Source organism: Clostridium sp. Marseille-P299 (assembly GCF_900078195.1).
In the GTDB taxonomy this organism is placed as follows: Bacteria; Bacillota; Clostridia; order Lachnospirales; family Lachnospiraceae; genus Lachnoclostridium.
This window is the reverse complement of record NZ_FJVE01000007.1, coordinates 2336464-2356878: the sequence shown is the minus strand read 5'-3', so window position 1 is coordinate 2356878 and position 20415 is coordinate 2336464. Positions and strand designations below refer to the sequence as shown.

The 20415-nt window shown below is 33.2% G+C and carries 17 protein-coding genes; all 17 read left to right on the top strand.

The annotated features are described in order from the left end of the window. The first annotated feature begins 47 nt into the window (after window positions 1-47). The 17 genes from BN4220_RS18285 to BN4220_RS18200 all read left to right on the top strand — a co-directional run bounded on the left by BN4220_RS18285 (window position 48) and on the right by BN4220_RS18200 (window position 20267). A complete protein-coding gene (locus BN4220_RS18285) occupies window positions 48-1760 on the top strand; it encodes a MutS-related protein (RefSeq protein WP_066719998.1) in 1713 nt (570 codons plus the stop codon). Between the two features lie 440 nt (window positions 1761-2200). After that, window positions 2201-3361, top strand: coding sequence for a 1-deoxy-D-xylulose-5-phosphate reductoisomerase (gene dxr / locus BN4220_RS18280; protein WP_066721147.1), 1161 nt, complete (start codon window positions 2201-2203; stop codon window positions 3359-3361). A gap of 20 nt (window positions 3362-3381) precedes the next feature. Continuing rightward, a complete protein-coding gene (gene rseP, locus BN4220_RS18275; RefSeq protein WP_066719996.1) occupies window positions 3382-4671 on the top strand; it encodes an RIP metalloprotease RseP in 1290 nt (429 codons plus the stop codon). Between the two features lie 239 nt (window positions 4672-4910). Beyond that, window positions 4911-5966 (top strand): flavodoxin-dependent (E)-4-hydroxy-3-methylbut-2-enyl-diphosphate synthase, encoded by a 1056-nt coding sequence (ispG, locus tag BN4220_RS18270; protein ID WP_066719993.1) that lies wholly within the window; start codon window positions 4911-4913, stop codon window positions 5964-5966. A 17-nt stretch (window positions 5967-5983) separates the two neighbouring features. Continuing rightward, window positions 5984-10570, top strand: a complete 4587-nt coding sequence (locus tag BN4220_RS18265; RefSeq protein WP_066719990.1) for a PolC-type DNA polymerase III — start codon at window positions 5984-5986, stop codon at window positions 10568-10570. A gap of 51 nt (window positions 10571-10621) precedes the next feature. Continuing rightward, a complete protein-coding gene (locus BN4220_RS18260) occupies window positions 10622-10999 on the top strand; it encodes a PBECR3 domain-containing polyvalent protein (RefSeq protein ID WP_066719988.1) in 378 nt (125 codons plus the stop codon). A gap of 548 nt (window positions 11000-11547) precedes the next feature. Next, window positions 11548-11763 carry a hypothetical protein gene (locus tag BN4220_RS18255; protein ID WP_066719986.1) on the top strand — a complete coding sequence of 72 codons (216 nt, stop codon included), beginning with the start codon at window positions 11548-11550 and terminating at the stop codon, window positions 11761-11763. Beyond that, the gene (locus BN4220_RS18250) at window positions 11736-11948 is read left to right on the top strand and encodes a GNAT family N-acetyltransferase (RefSeq protein ID WP_066719983.1); all 213 of its coding nucleotides are present in this window, start codon (window positions 11736-11738) and stop codon (window positions 11946-11948) included. Before BN4220_RS18255 ends, BN4220_RS18250 begins: the two co-directional genes overlap by 28 nt. 465 nt (window positions 11949-12413) lie before the next feature. Beyond that, window positions 12414-13256: a polysaccharide deacetylase family protein gene (locus tag BN4220_RS18240; protein WP_066719977.1), complete on the top strand. Its 843-nt coding sequence runs from the start codon at window positions 12414-12416 to the stop codon at window positions 13254-13256. An 83-nt stretch (window positions 13257-13339) separates the two neighbouring features. Then, complete coding sequence (locus BN4220_RS18235; protein WP_347477131.1) at window positions 13340-14038, top strand: ATP-dependent DNA ligase; 699 nt, start codon at window positions 13340-13342, stop codon at window positions 14036-14038. 423 nt (window positions 14039-14461) lie between these two features. Further along, the gene (locus tag BN4220_RS18230; protein WP_066719965.1) at window positions 14462-15598 is read left to right on the top strand and encodes a hypothetical protein; all 1137 of its coding nucleotides are present in this window, start codon (window positions 14462-14464) and stop codon (window positions 15596-15598) included. Next, window positions 15595-16485 carry a hypothetical protein gene (locus BN4220_RS18225; RefSeq protein ID WP_066719962.1) on the top strand — a complete coding sequence of 297 codons (891 nt, stop codon included), beginning with the start codon at window positions 15595-15597 and terminating at the stop codon, window positions 16483-16485. The genes BN4220_RS18230 and BN4220_RS18225 overlap by 4 nt, the downstream gene beginning before the upstream one ends. Before the next feature lie 661 nt (window positions 16486-17146). Next, a complete protein-coding gene (locus BN4220_RS18220) occupies window positions 17147-17365 on the top strand; it encodes a hypothetical protein (protein ID WP_066719953.1) in 219 nt (72 codons plus the stop codon). Between the two features lie 35 nt (window positions 17366-17400). Then, complete coding sequence (locus BN4220_RS18215; protein ID WP_066719951.1) at window positions 17401-18279, top strand: hypothetical protein; 879 nt, start codon at window positions 17401-17403, stop codon at window positions 18277-18279. Window positions 18280-18554: 275 nt separating this feature from the next. Further along, window positions 18555-19175 carry a terminase small subunit gene (locus BN4220_RS18210; protein WP_066719949.1) on the top strand — a complete coding sequence of 207 codons (621 nt, stop codon included), beginning with the start codon at window positions 18555-18557 and terminating at the stop codon, window positions 19173-19175. A 521-nt stretch (window positions 19176-19696) separates the two neighbouring features. After that, window positions 19697-19894, top strand: a complete 198-nt coding sequence (locus BN4220_RS18205; RefSeq protein ID WP_066719946.1) for a hypothetical protein — start codon at window positions 19697-19699, stop codon at window positions 19892-19894. 4 nt (window positions 19895-19898) lie between these two features. Continuing rightward, complete coding sequence (locus BN4220_RS18200; protein WP_066719943.1) at window positions 19899-20267, top strand: Acb2/Tad1 domain-containing protein; 369 nt, start codon at window positions 19899-19901, stop codon at window positions 20265-20267. Window positions 20268-20415: the final 148 nt, after the last annotated feature.

Here is a 20415-nt window from a genome sequence, read left to right as displayed (position 1 = left end):
TGACGATGTATTTTAGTATAACGAATGGGGGCTTAATGGAGGACTTAATGAATAATTATGAAGAGATACTTATTAAAGTAGACAAAGATTATGAAAAAATAAATCATCAGCTAAATGTAATATCAAATCTTAGATTATTGGTAAGTGTCATAGGAATTATCGGATTTGTAATTAGTGTCGTTGATAAAAAAAGCATATATTTTGTAGTCTTTTTATTATGTTGTATCTGCTTTATAGGCATGCTTTCTTGGTATGAAAAACTAAGTGAAAATAGGGATTATTTGAAAGCCAAACAAAAGGTATTAACTAGGCAGATAGCTCGCAATACCAATAATTGGTCCGTGTTTAAAGATACTGGAAAGGATTTTTTAGATGCTAATACTGAAATAGAACAGGACATTGATATTTTTGGTGAAAATTCTTTGTATCAGTATTTAAGTGTTTGTAATACCGAGGAAGGTAGGAAACGCTTATCCATATATTTAAAAGAAGGTCATAATAATGCACAGGATATAATTAAAAAACAACAAGCAGTTAAGGAATTCATGGAGAATGAAGAACTTGCTCTTGAGCTTGAAGCATTAAGTATGATGATCGGATTAAAGAATGGAGAGGATTCTAAAACGTGGTATGAAAGCTTTCTAGAATTTCTTCATATGGATAGAAAGTTATTATCCACAATTGTTAAAAAGTGCGCAATTATATTGCCGATTTCTGCTTTAGTAAGTTTACTACTGGTGTTAATGAAGATTGTTCATATTAATGTCTTATTCGTGCTTATTATACTTCAGCTAATTATTTCATATTATATTAGCTTTAAAAATAGTTATGTGACTAAAAAGGTTTATCAATTTTGTGATAAAATAAGTAGTTACTGCAAAATAATAAAATACATTGATATGGCAAAGTTTAATTCGAAATATTTAAAAGAATTACAAGGCAGATTGCAGGGAGATACTTCGTTAACAATAGGACTTGAAAAATTAAACCATTTAAACGAAGCTTTCTTATTGCAGAGAAATCCGTATATTCATATACCCTTACAAATGCTCACAATGTATGATTTGCATTGCATGAATCAACTTGATAAGTGGAAAAGTATTTATGGTAAGAGTATTACAGAACTCTTTTTTGTGGTTGGTGAAATAGAGGCTCTTTTAAGTTTATCAGTGTTAGCAAGAGATAAACTGGTTGTATTTCCGAAGATTGAAGATAGAAAAAGTGTATTATTTGAGGGTCAAGATATGGCACACCCACTTATTTCAAGTGACTTCGTTGTGAAAAATTCAATCTTGATGGAATGTGGAATAGATATAATTACAGGTTCAAATATGTCTGGTAAAACAACATTTTTAAGAACAATAGGAGTGAATGTTGTTTTAGCCTATGCTGGTGCTCCAGTTTGTGCGAAAAGTATGAGATTATCATGTATGAAGTTGTTTACTTCAATGCGAGTGCAAGATGATGTGTCAAAAGGTATTTCAAGCTTTTATGCTGAGGTACTTCGAATAAGAGAGATGGTAGAATATTCAAAGAGACAAAAGCCAATGTTAGTTTTAATTGATGAAATATTTAAAGGTACGAATTCTGCAGATCGAATCACTGGTGCGAAAGAAATTCTTAAAGGTTTGAATAAAGACTATATCATTGCGGTAGTATCGACACATGACTTTGAGTTGTGTAGCCTTGTTGAGGATAAAGAGATTAAAGGTAAAAATCATCATTTTGAAGAATATTATGAGAAAGATAATATTTTATAAAATAAAGGATGGTAGATGTCGTACAACGAATGCTAGACACATACTTAGGATGGCGGGATTGATTGAGTAGCTCTTAAAAGGGTATTTATGCTTGTTGAATGATCTTTTTATTTAGATCCTGTGGCAACATAAATAAAAAGATTATATAAAGGCTTGGATGTATAAACAACATTACAGATTTACATTTTTCAAAATGTTATGTATAATTGAGTAACGAAGTTATACAACATCTGTTAACGTAATTATATTCTTTAATTTATAGGTTACTAGTATTTACATTATAGAATGGAATAAATGTATTCATGCTTTGTAAGAAAAATAGAAATAATGAGATGATTTAATTTGACCAATACTTAAAACTTAAGTAAATTTTTTTTTATACATGTAAGTAAATTATACAACATTAATAATTATAATCTACAATAGAAAGGCAATTAATGATGAAAACAATTTCACTTTTGGGTTCTACTGGATCAATAGGAACTCAAACATTAGAAGTTATCCGATACAATAAAGACATTAAGGTATCTGCCTTAGCAGCAGGTAATAATATAGAACTTCTTGAAAAACAAATAAGAGAATTTAATCCAAAAATTGTGTGTGTATTTAATGAAGAAAAAGCAGTAGAATTAAAGAAAAACGTCTCAGATATCGATGTTGAAGTAGTTACAGGTATGGATGGATTAATCGCTTGTGCAACAGAAACGGATGCATCTATGGTAGTAACGGCTGTCGTAGGAATGATTGGTATCCTTCCTACAATTGAGGCAATTAAAGCTGGAAAAGATATTGCACTTGCCAATAAAGAGACTTTAGTTACTGCTGGACATATTATTATGCCTCTTGTCAAAGAATATGGTGTGAAATTACTACCTGTGGATAGTGAGCATTCTGCGATTTTCCAATCTTTACAAGGTTGTAATGATAAAAAAGAGGTATCTAAAATAATTTTAACCGCTTCTGGAGGTCCATTTCGTGGTCGTAAAAGAGAAGACCTTAAAAATATTCAGGTAGAAGATGCTCTAAAGCATCCAAATTGGGCAATGGGGCGTAAGATAACAATTGACTCATCTACCATGGTAAATAAAGGACTTGAGGTAATGGAAGCAAAATGGCTCTTTGATGTTTCACTTGATCAGATCGAAGTAGTGATTCAGCCACAAAGCGTGATTCATTCTGCCGTTGAATATAAAGATGGTGGTATCATAGCGCAGCTTGGAACACCAGATATGAAATTACCAATTCAATATGCACTTTATTATCCAGAGCGTAAATACTTACCTGGTGAGCGACTTGATTTATTTTCTCTTGCAAAACTTGATTTTTACAAGCCAGATTATGAAAACTTTCCAGGACTTGCGTTAGCATTTGAGGCAATGCGAATTGGTGATAGTATGCCTACAGTTTATAATGCAGCAAATGAACTTGCTGTCGCAAAGTTTTTAAATCGAGAGATTTCCTATTTAGCAATTACGGAAGTTATTGAAAAAGCAATGCAAAATCATAAAGTGATAAAAAATCCAGATGTTTCTCAAATTCTTTTTATAGAGCAAGAGACATATGATTTTATAGAGAGAGACCTAAAGAACTTGGCTCTTTAATTTGAAAGTGAGGTAGGTAAATGAAGATAATTATAGCTTTTTTAATATTTGGCTTAGTTATAACTTTTCATGAGTTAGGACACTTTTTATTAGCCAAAAGAGCAGGAATTACAGTAACAGAATTTTCCCTAGGCATGGGACCTAGACTTTTAAGTTTTGTAAGAGGTGGAACGAGATATTCCTTAAAATTACTGCCTATTGGTGGTTCTTGTATGATGCTAGGAGAAGATGAGCTTAGTGATGATCAAGGAGCATTTAATAATAAGAATGTATGGGCAAGAATTTCCACAATATTTGCAGGACCATTCTTTAATTTTATATTAGCATTTTTAATGGCCTTAATTATGATTTCAATTATTGGTTATGATCCTGCAAGAGTAACAAGTGTTGAAGAAAACAGTCCAGCTGCAGAAGCTGGGTTAATGCCTGGTGATATTATAACAAAATTCAATGGGGCAAACATAACACTTTCAAGGGATTTGTGGTCAAAAAATTATTTTGATCCAATTACAACAACTGAACCAATAGCAGTTCAGTATGAACGTGATGGAAAGAAAATTGAAACGACTATAACACCTGAATTAACTAAGAGTTATCTGCTTGGTTTTTATTACAATGCGGATACAACCAAAGCGGAAATCACACAAATATCAGAGGATTTTCCTCTTTATTTAGCTGGCCTTCAGGTTGGTGATATCATTACAGAGATTAATGGTGTTAAAATTAATTCAGGATTGGAATTAAATGAGTATATTGAAAATAATCCATTAACAGAAGAAAAAATATCATTAACATATGAACGAAATGGTGAGAATATAACAGTTGAAGTTACACCAAAAGCGCAAGAAAGCACTAAGCTTGGATTCGCGTATAACCAAGGGTATGAAAAAACAAGTGTACTAGGTGTATTTCGTTATAGCTTCTCTGAAGTACGTTATTGGATTACTTCTACTGTAAAGAGTCTTGGACAATTGTTTACTGGTAAGGTTGGAGCAGATGACCTTGGCGGACCAGTACGTATTGTAAGTGAAATTGGTAATGCAGTTGAAACATCAAAACAATATGGATTTGAAATGGTAGTTGTAAATCTGTTAAACTGGGCAATTTTATTAAGTGCAAACCTTGGTGTAATGAACTTATTACCAATTCCAGCACTGGATGGTGGTAGATTATTGTTCTTGATTATAGAGGCGTTTCGAGGTAAACCAATCAATCGTGACAAAGAAGGTTTTGTTCATATGATAGGTTTTGTCTTATTAATGATGCTAATGGTATTCGTGTTCTTTAATGATATTCGAAACATACTTTAGGTATATTAGCAGGGAAAAGACTTTAATCAAGGAAAAGACTCTAATCAAGGAAAAGACTCTAATCAAGGAAAAGACTCTAATCAAGGAAAAAACTCTAATCAAAGAAAAGAGTTTTATCGAGAAATGATAAATTTTTTGTCTACTTAATAAAGACTTAAACATATGGATACGAAGTAAAAAGCACAATTAGTGCTTTTTACTCATGTTTTGAGCTGCTAAAAGGCAGTGTGGAGGTTATTATGCATAGAATGCAAACAAAAGTAATAACGATTGGAAATAAAAAAATAGGTGGAGGAAATCCAGTATTAATCCAATCTATGACAAATACAAAAACTGAAGATGTTAATGCAACTGTTGCTCAAATTTTAGCATTAGAAGAAGTTGGTTGTGACATTATTCGCTGTGCTGTTCCAACAATGGAAGCTGCGCAGGCGTTATCAGAGATAAAAAAGCAGATTCATATTCCACTTGTAGCAGATATTCATTTTGACTATCGTTTGGCAATTGCTGCGATGGAACATGGAGCGGATAAAATTCGTATTAATCCTGGTAATATTGGTGATTTAGAACGAGTTCGTGCCGTTGTAAATGTTGCAAAAGAACGTAATATTCCAATTCGAGTTGGAGTTAATAGTGGTTCTTTAGAAAAGCATCTTATTGAAAAATATGGTCATGTAACCGCAGAAGGTATTGTTGAAAGTGCTCTTGATAAAGTTAAGATTATCGAAGACCTTGGATATGATAATTTAGTTATTAGTATAAAATCCTCCGATGTAATGATGTGTGTAAAAGCCCATGAATTAATAGCGAAACAAACGAACTATCCATTACATGTTGGTATTACAGAATCAGGATCAATTGTAGCCGGAAATATCAAATCGGCAATTGGTTTAGGTTTAATTTTAAATCAAGGAATCGGCGATACAATTCGAGTATCTTTAACGGATCAACCAATTGAAGAAATCCGTTCTGCCAAAATAATCTTAAAAACACTTGGTTTAAGAAAAGGTGGAGTTGAGGTTGTATCTTGTCCAACATGTGGACGTACAAGAATTGACTTAATTGGTCTTGCAAAACAAGTAGAAGACATGGTACAAGGATACGATTTAGATATTAAAGTAGCAGTTATGGGCTGTGCTGTAAATGGACCTGGAGAAGCAAAAGAAGCAGATTTAGGAATTGCAGGCGGTAATGGAGTCGGCTTAATCATAAAAAAGGGTGAAGTCGTTCGAACTGTAAAAGAAGAAGACTTATTACAGGAGTTAAAAAAGGAACTTGATTCATTTACCTGCTAAAATAGGAGTTGAAAGACATGCGTTTTTTTGAGGTATTTGAAAACTTAATAGTGGAGCAAGCATTAGTAGAAATGTTTGAAGAAGTGGTCGTTCTAAGGGTTGCAGCCTCTAGAACGACCAATCGTATCTTAGTCTACATAAGTAGTAAAAGATTAATTAGTCGTAAAAATATAAAGAAAATGGAGGCTTTATTGCAAAAGCAATTGTTTTCTAAAACGATGAATTATGTAGAACTATTTGATACGTATGAATTGTCTGCACAGTATACCCCTTCGAATTTATGGGATATTTATCTGGATAGCTTTTATGAAGAAATTCAAGAGAAAAGTGTACTAGATTATAACATACTACGAAGTGGAGAAATACTATTTGATGATTTAAATATTAATATTCGTTTGGAAGATAGCTTCTTAAATCAAAAGAAGTCAGCAGATATCGGAAGCTATCTTGAAACGGTTTATTTAGAGCGCTTTTCTTTTCCTGTTAAGGTTAGGTTTGAATATTTAGTTCGCCAGGAAGAGGAAGAGAAGGAGCAAGAGGCGTATGAGTTTGTTAAAGTGGATGTTGTAAGAGCAAATGCCACCCAAGCAATGGAAAGTAATTGGGGAACAAAAAGTTCTTATGGCTCTGACGAATCTACAAGTGTAGATAGTGAGGGAACAAGCAGTGCAGCTAGAGGTGAAGTCAAAGCAACTGATTCGACTAATGTAGTAAAAGCGAATAAAATGCAAACCCAAAAGGCTTCAAGTAATGATGGTGAGAATAAGTTTGGACAAGGAAAAGGCACAAACGACTCTAGTTCAAATGAGAAAGGAAGATATGTCAAAAAGAAACTTCCTGATGATCCAGACATTATTTATGGTAGACCATTTGATGGAGAGACCATTCAAATTAGTGAAATTCAAGATGAAATTGGAGAAGTTGTAATCCGTGGTAAAATCATTTCTTATGAAGATAGAGAGCTTCGAAACGAAAAATTCTTAGTTATTTTTTCAGTAACCGATTTTACAGATACGATTGGAATTAAAATATTTGTGCGTGCAGAACAAATCGATGAGGTTCGTGCAAATATTAAAAAAGGTAAGTTTGTAAGACTAAAAGGTATGGCTCTTCTTGATAAGTATGACCGTGAAATTTCAATTTCATCTATTGTTGGTATTAAAAAGATTCCTGATTTTACAACAAAGCGAATGGACCATGCGGATGTAAAGCGAGTGGAACTACATGCTCATACAATGATGAGTGATATGGATGCAGTTATTGATCCAAAAGTATTAGTTAAAACAGCATTTGAATGGGGCCATAAAGCAGTTGCAATTACCGACCATGGTGTTGTTCAAGCATTCCCGGAAGCTTCTCATGCAATTAATCCAAAAGATTATAAAGATGATGAAGAAAAGATGCAACGTGCAAAAGATTTTAAAATTATCTATGGTATGGAGGCATACATTGTAGATGATTTAAAAGAAATTGTAGTTGGCGCGAAAAATCAAAGTCTTGATGTGCCAACTGTAGTTTTTGATATAGAGACAACAGGTTTTGGGCCAGTGAAAGATAAAATTATTGAAATTGGTGCAGTAAAAGTTGTCGGTGGTAAAATAACCGATAAATATTCTACATTCATCAATCCAGAAGTACCAATTCCATTTCATATTGAAAAGCTTACTGGAATTCGTGATGATATGGTAATGGATTACCCAACAATTGAAGTGATTTTACCAGAGTTTTTGGAGTTTTGTAAGGATTGTGTTTTAGTTGCACATAATGCTTCTTTTGATGTTGGATTTATAACAAAGAAAGCTGAATTTTTAGGGATTGAAACTGATTTTACCGTTGTAGATACGGTAGGTTTAGCGAGAGTACTTCTACCAGATCTTCATAATTTCAAACTTGATACCGTAGCAAAGGCACTTTCAATTTCCTTGGAAAATCATCATAGAGCAGTTGATGATGCAGGGTGTACCGCTGAAATTTATGTTAAATTCCTTGAAATGTTAAAAGAGCAAAATGTTAGCCAATTATCCGAAATTAATGCCATGGGTGAGATTTCAGCAGATGTTATTAAGAAGATGCCAACTTATCACTGCATAATTTTGTGTCAAAATGATATTGGCCGAGTAAATTTGTATCGTATGGTAAGTTATTCGCACATTGACTACTACGCAAGAAGACCTAGAATTCCTAAGAGTGTATTAACGCAGTATAGAGAGGGATTGTTGATTGGTTCCGCTTGTGAGGCGGGAGAGCTATATCAAGCATATTTACGAAATCAACCACAGGAAGAAATTACGAGACTTGCTAATTTTTATGACTATTATGAAATTCAACCTCTTGGCAATAATCAATTTATGATAGAGAGCGATAAATTTGATATTAGTTCCAATGATGACTTAATTGAGATTAATAAAAAGATTGTTGCTCTTGGGGAGGAATTTAACAAGCCTGTTGTTGCAACTTGTGACGTCCATTTCTTAAATCCAGAGGATGAGGTGTATCGTAGAATTATAATGTCAGCAAAAGGATTTTCAGATGCAGACAATCAAGCACCTTTATTTATGCGTACCACAGATGAAATGCTAGAAGAATTTATGTACCTTGGAAAAGAAAAAGCGGAAGAAGTAGTTATTACAAATCCTAATAAAATTGCGGACATGATTGAAAAAATTTCACCAGTTCGTCCAGATAAGTGCCCTCCAGTAATTGAAGATTCTGATAAAACCTTACGTCAGATTTGTTATGATAAAGCTCATTCCATGTATGGACCTAATTTGCCAAAGCAGGTAGAAGAAAGACTAGAGCATGAGCTTCATTCCATTATAACCAATGGGTTTGCCGTTATGTATATTATCGCACAAAAGCTTGTGTGGAAATCAAATGAAGATGGATACTTGGTTGGTTCCCGTGGATCAGTAGGATCCTCCTTTGTTGCGACAATGTCAGGTATTACAGAAGTTAATCCACTTCCTGCTCATTATTATTGTCCAAATTGCTTTTATTCAGATTTTGACTCGGAAGAAGTTCAATCATATTCTCAGATGTCTGGATGCGATATGCCAGATAAGGATTGTCCTGTTTGTGGAAAGCCATTATCTAAAGATGGTCACAATATACCATTTGAAACTTTCCTTGGTTTTAATGGTGATAAGGAACCGGATATCGACTTAAACTTCTCGGGAGAATATCAGAGTAAAGCACATGATTATACCGAAGTTATTTTTGGACAAGGTCATACATTCCGAGCTGGAACCATTGGTACACTTGCAGATAAGACAGCATATGGTTTTGTGAAAAAGTACAATGAGGAACATGGAATTCATAAAAGGCAAGCAGAAATCAACCGAATTGTTGAAGGCTGTGTAGGTGTTAGACGAACGACTGGACAGCATCCAGGTGGAATTATTGTTCTACCTCATGGGGAAGAGATTTATTCCTTTACACCGGTGCAACGACCAGCCAATGATATGTCAACGAAAACTGTTACAACTCACTTTGACTATCACTCCATCGATCATAACTTACTAAAACTTGATATTCTTGGACACGACGATCCGACGATGATTCGTATGCTAGAAGATTTGACAGGAATTGATGCAAAACAGATTCGAATGGATGATAAAAAAGTGATATCATTATTTGAGTCTACCGAAGCACTTGGTATTAAGCCAGAAGATATCGGCGGTTGTGATCTTGGCTCCCTTGGACTTCCTGAGCTTGGTACAGATTTCGTTATGCAGATGTTAAGAGATACAAAGCCGAAAAGTTTCTCGGACATGATTCGTATTTCAGGTCTTTCCCATGGTACCGACGTTTGGTTAAATAATACTCAAACATTGATTGCAGAAGGAAAGTGTACACTTGGTACTGCGATTTGTACCCGTGATGATATTATGGTTTACTTAATTCATCGTGGTCTTGAGAATGGTCTTGCGTTTAAAATCATGGAAAGTGTACGTAAGGGTAAAGGATTAACCCCTGAAATGGAAGAGGCAATGATTGAGAAGGGAATTCCAGATTGGTATATTTGGTCCTGTAAACGTATTAAATATATGTTCCCGAAGGCGCATGCCTGTGCTTATGTTATGATGGCATTTCGAATTGCTTATTTTAAAGTATATTATCCGCTAGCTTACTACTGTGCGTATTTTAGTATACGTGCAACTGCGTTTAACTATGAGTTGATGTGTCTTGGTAAAGAACGATTGGAATATCATATGAATGAGTATAAGAGAAGAGCAGCCTCGAATGACCCTGCTCAGAAACTCACGAAAAAAGAGGAAGACACATTAAAGGATATGAAGATTGTGCAAGAAATGTACGCAAGAGGTTTTGACTTTGTGCCAATTGATATTTACACTGCGAAAGCACATCATTTTCAAATCGTTGGAGATAAGTTGATGCCTTCCTTTAGTACAATTGATGGTTTGGGGGATAAAGCGGCTGATCAGGTGGTAGAAGCTGTGAAAGATGGTAAGTTCTTATCAAGAGATGATTTTAAATCCAGATGTAAGGTAAGTAGTACTGTGGTTGATTTGATGGCAGACTTAGGCCTTCTTGGCGATTTACCAATTTCAAATCAGATATCTTTGATGGATTTTTTGATGTAAACTAGAAGAAGCGCATCTTTAAATACGATAATTTACTATTTAGGTGGCAAAATGGAGAACCATAAGTTAATTGAGGTAGGGAAATATGAAAAGGAGTTCAATGAGATCATGGGGTTGAATTTACCCATTGTTAAAATATATCAATCAAATGGACTTCCTTCTCATATGAAGAAACACGGACATGCTCACTGCATTAAATATCTGGATAAAATCCCTGAGATATTGAAGAAACCTGATTATATTGGGAAAAATCCAAAAGAAGAAAACAGTGTTGAATTTATAAAAAAATATGATGGAAATATATTAGTTGCTATAAAACTTGATAAAACAGGAGATTATTTATATGTTGCTTCGATGTATGAATTAAAAGAATCAAAGCTAATGCGTAGGTTAAACAGTGGTCGTATGCACATATATGAGAAAACTTGACAAGTTCGATATTTTATAGTAATATAATTATAACAAAATGCATAAGGTAATATATAAGATTGTTGAGGTTCGGAAATGGTTCCCGACGCACTTTAATTGATTTAGAGTACCTGAGATGATGGATACACCGCCCATCCGATAATCTAATATCAGATATTTAAAGCACCTATTATTATAGGTGCTTTATTTTTTTGCTCTGTGTTAAGTTTTTGGGTCGGGGTTTTTTAGAATCCTATTCTTTACTGGATTCAGATCTAATTTTATGGAAAATATATTAACTATTAGGGTTCGGGTGTGTTATACTCGTAATAATATTGATTTTAGAGCCTTTTTTATATAAGTGAGAATATAATTACAAAAAATACAGTTATATGTGGTGTTACACTATGTTACATGAGTCAGTGTGAATACTTTGACTTAAAATCATAAATCATATGATTGAAAATATTCTGATATAGAAGCTTGATAATTGGTAAAATTTGTTGTAATTTATAATTGGAGATTGTATTTCTGGAGATGATATATAAGAAATTTCATGGAGGAAAGAAATGAAGGGGATAACAAATAGGCAATACAAAATACTTGCAGATCACATGGATATCTATCAATTTATGTTAGATATTTATGAGAAAGAAATGCTGAGAGTGGATATCACTTACTACAAGCACCTCATGCAACGCAAGAATACTCAGTCGCAATTCAAAATGAAGCAGGAGAGTATGTCTGCTGGGCAGGTATGTGGTGGACTCCACAAAATTATTTAGCATATATGGAGCCACTGTGCACGGTACCTGAATATCGTAAAAAGGGCTTGGCAGCTTCTGCGCTTTCAGAGCTTTATCGCAGTATGAAGCCCCTGGGTGCTACTCATATGACAGGTGGCACAAATAAGTTTTATTCTAAAATAGGATATGAGCCAAATGTAATGTGGACATTTTGGGAGAGGTAGAATTATATACAATGAACGTGGACATTTTGGGAAAGGTAGATCTATATATAATGAAACGATTAAGGAAATTCATGATTACATATGCACCTCAAAAAACTTATTTTTATAATCTTTGTTGTTTTATCTTTTTTATATCATTTATACAGAAAATAGGACCTACTTTTTGGAATTTAAATCATTACACTTATGAGTATGGTTTTGTTAATCCTTGGGTTATTATACATAATAATGAATCACTTGGAATGAAGAGGTTCATATATATGTTAATAAACTCAAATATGGGGGTTGAATGGAGTCCGCAATACATTTTTATTGATGCTACCTTGGTATACTTAGTTATGGTTATGCTCAACTTTATAAAAAGTAGGCTGTTGAAAGTGTAGGAGAACATTTTAATTTTGTTGTGAGAGAACAGATAAAATATTATGTTTTAGGCAATGAAAATCGCAATATTGGAGGAAGTATATGTCTAGTATATTTATGAGATTTCCAGAAGGAAAGAAAAAAGCAGTAACATTAAGTTATGATGATGGAGTTGAGCAAGACATTCGATTAATCTCTATTATGAAACAATATGGGCTAAAAGGTACCTTTAATTTAAATAGTGGGTCCTATGCAAAAGAAGGAACCGTTTATCCCCAAGGAACCATTCATCGCCGTTTGACGCAAAATCAAGCAATAGAGCTTTATGAGAATAGTGGAATGGAAATTGCAGTTCATGGATTAACTCATCCATTTTTAGAACAATTACCTTCGAACTTGTGCATTAGGGAAATTGTAGCAGATAGAGAGAATCTTGAGAAGCAGTTTCATAGGATAGTTAGAGGAATGGCATATCCGTTTGGTACTTATAATGATAAAGTAATTGAATGCCTGAAACAAGCAGATATTGTTTATGCTAGAACGGTAAATTCAACAGGTGATTTTAGGATTCCAGAAGACTGGCTTTTATTAGACCCTACTTGCCATCATGGCGATGAAAGATTAGAGGAGCTTACGCATATATTTGTTGAAGAATCACCAGATAGAACTCCTTGGCTTTTCTATTTATGGGGACATAGTTACGAATTTGAAACCGATGATAATTGGGATGTAATAGAGAAATTTGCAGAATATGCAGGTAACAGAAGTGATATCTGGTATGGGACCAATATTGAAATCTATGAATATGTGAATGCCTATAAAAAATTGATATTTAGTATGGATGGTTCCATCGTACATAATCCCACAGCAATTCCTCTTTATTTTGAAATAAATAAGACACTTTTTAGTATTGAACCTGGCAAGACGAAAGATTTAAATAATTAATTGTAGGTAATAAACCAAAGGAAGTCAAACGGACTTCCTTTGGTTTATTTAGCTTTATTTTGGGATAATTATTTTAATATAAGGTGATACCCATAATTCGGTGTATTGCATATTTTGATTCGGATGGAGTTGACTTGCGAAACAAGCGAGACATGAGACTACTACCAAGATTCCCAGAGCTAGGTGAGATTCACAAGAATGTAAAAGATAAGTGTATCTTAGATGGTGAATTATTTGTACTTAAGAATGGTATTACAGACTTCTATGCGGTCCAACGTAGAACAATGATGACGGATCAATTTAAGATACGTTTAGCAGCAAGTAAAAATCCAGCCAGTTTTGTTGCATATGACATTATTTATTACAAGAATAAGTTAGTAACTGATTTACCGCTTATAGAGCGAAAAGAATTGTTACAAAATGTAGTAGAAGAGAATGAACGGATTGCTGTATCTCGCTATATAGAGAATGATGGTGTACAGCTCTTCGAACTTGCGAAGGCACAGAAGTTAGAGGGAGTAGTTGCAAAGAAAAAGACAAGTAAATACTGGTTCGACAAGAGGTCGAAGGACTGGATCAAGTTCAAGGTATTGGATTCAGAAGACTTTGTTCTTTGTGGTTATATCTTAAAACCAAATAATAGGACTAGCTTTATTATAGGCCAATATGACGGTGATAAATTAATTTACAAAGGCCATGTGACATTAGGGGTTTATTTAAGGGTATTGAATCAACACAGGTATGTTATCCGTAACAGTTCGCCATTTGGCTATTATGCATAATAGAATCAATGCCAAATGACCGTGAAAATATGAGACAAGCAGTATTCAAGGGAATCAGAACAGATAAGTTACCTAAATTATGTCATGTCAAGGAGTAGAAATACTCCTACTCCTTGCAATTAGTTGAAAAGTAGGAATTAATTACTAATTATGTAAAAATAAGTTGGATTTTAAGATATTTTATATTAATATATAATTAATAAATAGTTTATTTCAGTATAGTTGACATGTTCATAATAATATTTTATTGAATGCAATTGAGATTAGGGTACTAAAATATAGGGATAATTAAATACTATAAAACTGTTTTTAAGTTTAAATTGTTTTTTAGTATAAAAAAAGTAAGGTAAAGGAGGGGATGCTTATGATATCGTAAGGAAATGTAGGATAATATAAATACTTTAAAATTAAAAGGAGATTGAGGTGGAAAGAATAATTAAAAAGGTGTTAGCAGCTTTATTAGCTATTAGTTTGTTAATTTCAACACAAGGAGTAGCGGTAAAAGCAAGTGAGAATTATGAAACATTGATTACTAAATATTATGATTTGATAAATGAAGGAAATCAAAATGAAGTTATCAACTTATATGGAGATTCATTAAAAAATTATGTAAATGATTTTTTTAATAATGAGAAAAATAAGGAATCTCATCAAGGAATATACAATGTTATAAATACAGAAGTTCTTTATGCCAATTATATAAGCCAAATGGATACATATGTATATGATGATTATACTTACTCTAATGTGCAATCTTATTTTGTTAAATGTAATATGAATGTATATACTTCGGATAAGTATTATACAGAAGGTGTTAATTACTTTATTTTTTACATTGGTGAGGATCTAACTGGGGATATAAGAATTATTAATATTGAGATTCCATATAATAGAACTATTACAGATAATGATTCTGACTCTGAAGATGTTAAACTATACGTTACAAAAAGAAATGCATATTTATATGGTGGTATATCAGAATACGTGACAGATGTCCCTGCATATATTGATGCTGTTAAAAACCCAAGTAAGATTCGAGTATTGTATAATGGTAGTGTAGTGGAAAGACCTTTTGCTGAATACCTAAAAGTAGTAGCATCTAATGAAATGAACACTATTTCTAATACTAATGGTGCACGTGCATGTGCAATGGCAATAAAAATGTTTGCTATGCACTTTGTAAATACAGCAGCGTCAGGAAGTAATTATGATATAAATGACAGTACGCAGGTATATAAAGAAGGAGTTACGATTTCAACTTCAGCCAAAAGCGCTGTTGAGTTTGTCACAAGTTATTTCTTATTGGATTCCTACGGGGCAAATTTTAAAACGTTTTACAGAACAAGAGAATCAAATAATGAATACTGCAAAAAAAATGGTGGTATACTAGCACAAATAGAATCAAACACCATGGGAACGGCAGGAACCTCTTGGCAAGATATATTACGTCATTATTATACAAGAAATGCAAGCGTATCTTATTATAATTCTCATATGAATTATGGAACGCTGATTATTGCTTCAGCGCATACTCACGATTGGGGGTCAGGAACTACATGAACAAATTGCGGAGCTATCGCAAAGTAATAACTATTCTTTGTATACCATTAGTTCTAACCTCGTGCTCATCAAAGACTACGGCAGAGGAAAGCAACTATAATACAAGGAGAAAAACTCCAATTGTAAATGAGATTTTAATGGATCAGATGAATTACTACAACCCAGAATCGGATATAGATGTGCTTCCGATTGGTATTTTAGAAACAATAAAAGATGAAGTTGAATCATTAAACATATTTTATTATGACAAAGATGATATTAATTTAATGTTTTATGTAAAAGATTCGCTTAACCCTGGTTCTATTTGGATTCAAGGAAAAGAATATCCATTTTCTTTTGGAGAATATTATTATCCCCAGTCAAGTGAAGCGCCAGAAGTCTGTTTTTATGACATTAACCAAGATGGCATATTGGATATTATGTTGCGAGGAGAAGCCTATAGAACTCTAATAAGACAAGAGGTGTATTTGTCAAATAAAGAGGGAAGTTACAGGGAAATGGGCGATATAACTTGGAAAAGTGATTCTCAAAATTCATTTTCATTTACAGCAACATATGAAGACAATTATCAAGTTCATGTAACAGCTCTAGAGTATGGTATTGATGAATGGATTGATATAGGAACTTCATTTCTTCCGATTGCAAAAGAACTTGGAATGTATGATCAAAACGGAAAGGTTAAGGAAAAAACAACAGTAGAAGATTTACAAAGTCAAGCGGTCCGTTATATATTACAAGACGATGGCTCTGTTATATTAAGATATGAAGCTCAAATATGGACAGGTTATAGTGAATATTGTTTAGGGCACTGCTTTGTGTTTGAGTATAAAATTACAAATGAAGGATACCAGCTATTGGGTGTTAGTTTGGATAAGTTTGATTATTGATATTCTTAGTTAACTTAAGACTGTCTAAACTATAGTAGCTATAAAGTCTCTGTTTTCTAATTTAGAAACTGAGACTTTATTTTAATCTATTTTATTATATTAACTTAATATAATTTAATTATATAACGGTCATAACAACTCACATTTAGCACCCAACTCAACACAGTTCAAACCTTGTGAATAATGCAATTCATGGCACTTTATCGCACTAAATATGACAGTCAAATCGCAGTCAAGTTAACAGTCAAAACAATAGGAAGATCAAGTATAGCAGTCAACCAACACATTCCAAATCCTTGATTTCACTGTATTACCATCCCATTCTAAATTATTTCATAGCAGTCAGATGACACCCTGAAGCAACACTAATAAAAGGAAAATCCATCATATAGTAATAAATTCAGGATTAAGAAAAACTTTGGATAAGAGAATAAGTTTCCTTTAGTTACTTTAAGACTTAGAGAAAATTAAGTCAAACGGAATGTATTAGTTATATAATAAAGTTTAATAATTAAGAAGTTGCATCTAGGAAACTAGGTGCCTTTTTTATGCGGAAAAAGATAAATATATTAACTCATACTAAAACTCTGTAAAATATTTTTATACTAAAACGAGTATTTTCTAAACACTAGGGATATATCTTAAATAGGAGGTTATAAATATGAAAAACAATATTAGGAACGAAATTAAATCATATATAGCTAAGAGTAGGATGGCATTAACAGAAATTGCAACAGAGTATAGTAAGACACATGAACCAACAAGTGTGCAAAATATATCTAATAAGCTTTCAAGAGGTACTATAAAATATAGTGAATGTTTAGAGATTGCAAGAATCGCAGGGTATGAGATCACGTGGCAGATATCGAACAAAGAGTAATTTCTATTACGAATGAGAGTGGGGTGGTGAATTGAGTGGCTAAAGAAGCTGTGATTTTAAGTATTCCTAAGTGGGCAGACGAAGCTCTAGGGCGTCAAAATGCAGAAATATTCAGTATAATTTATAATGCGACTAATGGAGGAAGAAAGTATTTTGATGGATCCATAAATTATATGATTCAGCAAACCGGAAAGAGTAAAAGTACCATTTTAAGACGATTGAAAGAACTTGAAGAAATTGGGGTTATAAAACGAGTCGGTTATAATCGATATAAGAATGTAAAGTATGTCTCTGCTGTAAATAAAGACACGATAGCAAAGTGTCAAAATGACACCATTAAAAGTACCAAAGTATCAAAGTGTCAAAGTGTCAAAATGAAACCTTGTCGGTATCAAAATGAAACTTTGCAAAGTGTCAAAATGAAACCACATAAGAATATTATAAATAATATAGACTTAAATAAGACAAATAAAGACTATATATTATCTAACGATAATATGTCGAGCACACTCGACGAGATGAGTAAATTGGAGGATAGAAAAATGATTTATAAAACACAAGAAGAGGATACGTATAACAAGACCATAAATGGATGGTGGAAACATTACACTTTCTTTACCGATGATGAGGAGTTAAATGACCTATTTATAAAGCTACTTGATAAGACAGCACCGGAAGAGAATGACTATATAGATGGATGCAGTACCGCATATGATATTGTTTCCTTAGCTAGGACGAAGATGAAATATTCAGATTCTGAAATTGATAACATGACGGATGAAGAATTCAACGCTATTCCACAAGAGGATTTACAACCTATAGATAAAACAAGTGAATTGAAAGACGTACTTAGAGACTTTGTATATAATGCAAATAAAGAAAGATTAAACGAATATCTTGGTCTAACTGAATAGAGAACATATGGAGCTGATTTAATTATCGGCTCTTTTTTATTGTAAAGCTTTTAAATGCCCTAGAATCTATTTTACTTCCCTAGCCTATAAAGATTACGTATTTCAATTTATAACTTAAATTTGACATGAAATTGAAAGCTACAGACATACATAAGAAGTAGATAAATACAACATATTGTATATTGGGTATATATAAATACTATATTTAGTACCTACTACTATTACAAATCTAAGTGTTAGAGTGTTTTTAAATTATTTAGATTGGATGTGAGATAGTGGCTAAAGATACGCAAGGTAAGAAACGTATACAACCTATAGATACAAATGAACCAGATGATTTTACTACATTTGCAGTAGAAGAAGTTAAGAAAGGACATGTACGGAATAGTAGACCTCTCAACATGTCACTGGATGAACCTAACAATGAACGTGCAAAAAAGAAAGCAGAGCTATTCAACCGTTTGTATAAATTGCAAAGTAGAAGAGGAGTAGCTAAGTTTAATAGTGTTGATGAAATGCAACTTCTTGTTGATGATTACTTTAGTGATTGTGCTGAACTAGGTCTTAGACCAACCATAAGAGGATTAGCATCTGCTTTAGGAACAGGATGGAACACATTAAATGACTGGGAAAATGGCAGTAGAGACGCACAGCTCGGCTCTGGCTGTTCGTTACTGGTTAAAAAAGCTAAGCAATTTATTGCGGAATATGATGAGTTAATGGCGTTAGAAGGACTCGATAATCCAGTGTTGTTTATGTTCAGATCTAAAAATTACTATGGACTTTCTGATAAGCAAGAAATCACAGTTACACCAAATCAGCAGCTACAGAGCAACTATACTCCGGATGAGATGCTTGAATCTATTGAGCAGGATATCCCTTTAGATAGTGACTAAATATACAAAATACAGTGTATATGAGTGAATATTATGTATATCTATGCATTGCGCTATATACAAACAACAATTTCGTGATATAAGAAAACGCTGAAAGTATTGATTTTACTGGATTTGATGGCAATTGTCGCTCGATACAAGGATTGCGTTAAATGTATTATTTAGCGCAAAACTAAATTTCACAGTGATAAAGTGTTTAAAATTGCAAATTATATAGGTAAGTTATGAACAACACCCCCTGGGGGTATTTTTGAACATGCCCCCGCCGGCTCTCTCAGCCCCTTCAGCAAATAAAAAATAAAAAAGGTCTCATTTTAAAAAATTTTAAAAAATAAAAAGGAGAAACAATGCTCGCCGTTATAAAAATCATAATCGGGGTAATTAATTTCGTTTTGTTTTTAATATTTTCAATTTCACTAAGAAAACAAAAAGAAGATTTAATTCAAAGTACTAAAGTAGTTAGTATATGGTGTTTAATTAATGGTTTGCTGCTTGTAATGTGATTAAGAAAGGGAAGAAAAATGGAACTGTTTATTATCATATTGCTAATCGTGAGTTCAATAGCGTTAGCAGGAATTCAAATTGTAGCAACTAAGATAAGTGCGAAGTCGCAAAGGATGCATACAGTTGCAGTATATAAGCTTTACAAAGAATTGAAACGATTTAATGATGAATCAGATGCTATGTTTAAAGATTATAGTCAAGAAATGGAGAATTAACCATATGAGAGAATTAAGCACAATTCAGAAAAGGGAAAACTTAAACAATGTTTATGCTGCTGATGAAAAGAGTAGCGGTGGGGCAAATCACGAATATGTAATAGATGGAGTTGACCCAAACGGTGCCTATGTTTCTTATCAAAGAATACACTTTCAAAAGGGTCCTAGAAAAGAAGAGGATGCGATACATGGTGTTTTAGATTCTGACTTATTAGAAATCGTAAGAGATAGGTTGAAAAGTTTTCAAGCAGGACCATTCGCAAGCAGAGAAAATGCATGTGCATTAACACATATCGAGGAAGCGCTTATGTGGATGAATCGCAGAGTCGAAGATAGAATCGAAAGAAATGTTTTAGGAACATATCAAAAATAAATATCTCTACTCATTATTGGTGTGGCTGGCTCAACTAAAATAGCAGATGCGTAGTGACGGAATAGGTAGACGCTTTAACAGGCATAAGGACAGATACTGGGTTAATAAACACTTTCAGTTTGAGTTGTAAAGCTGTCCATGCAAGGTG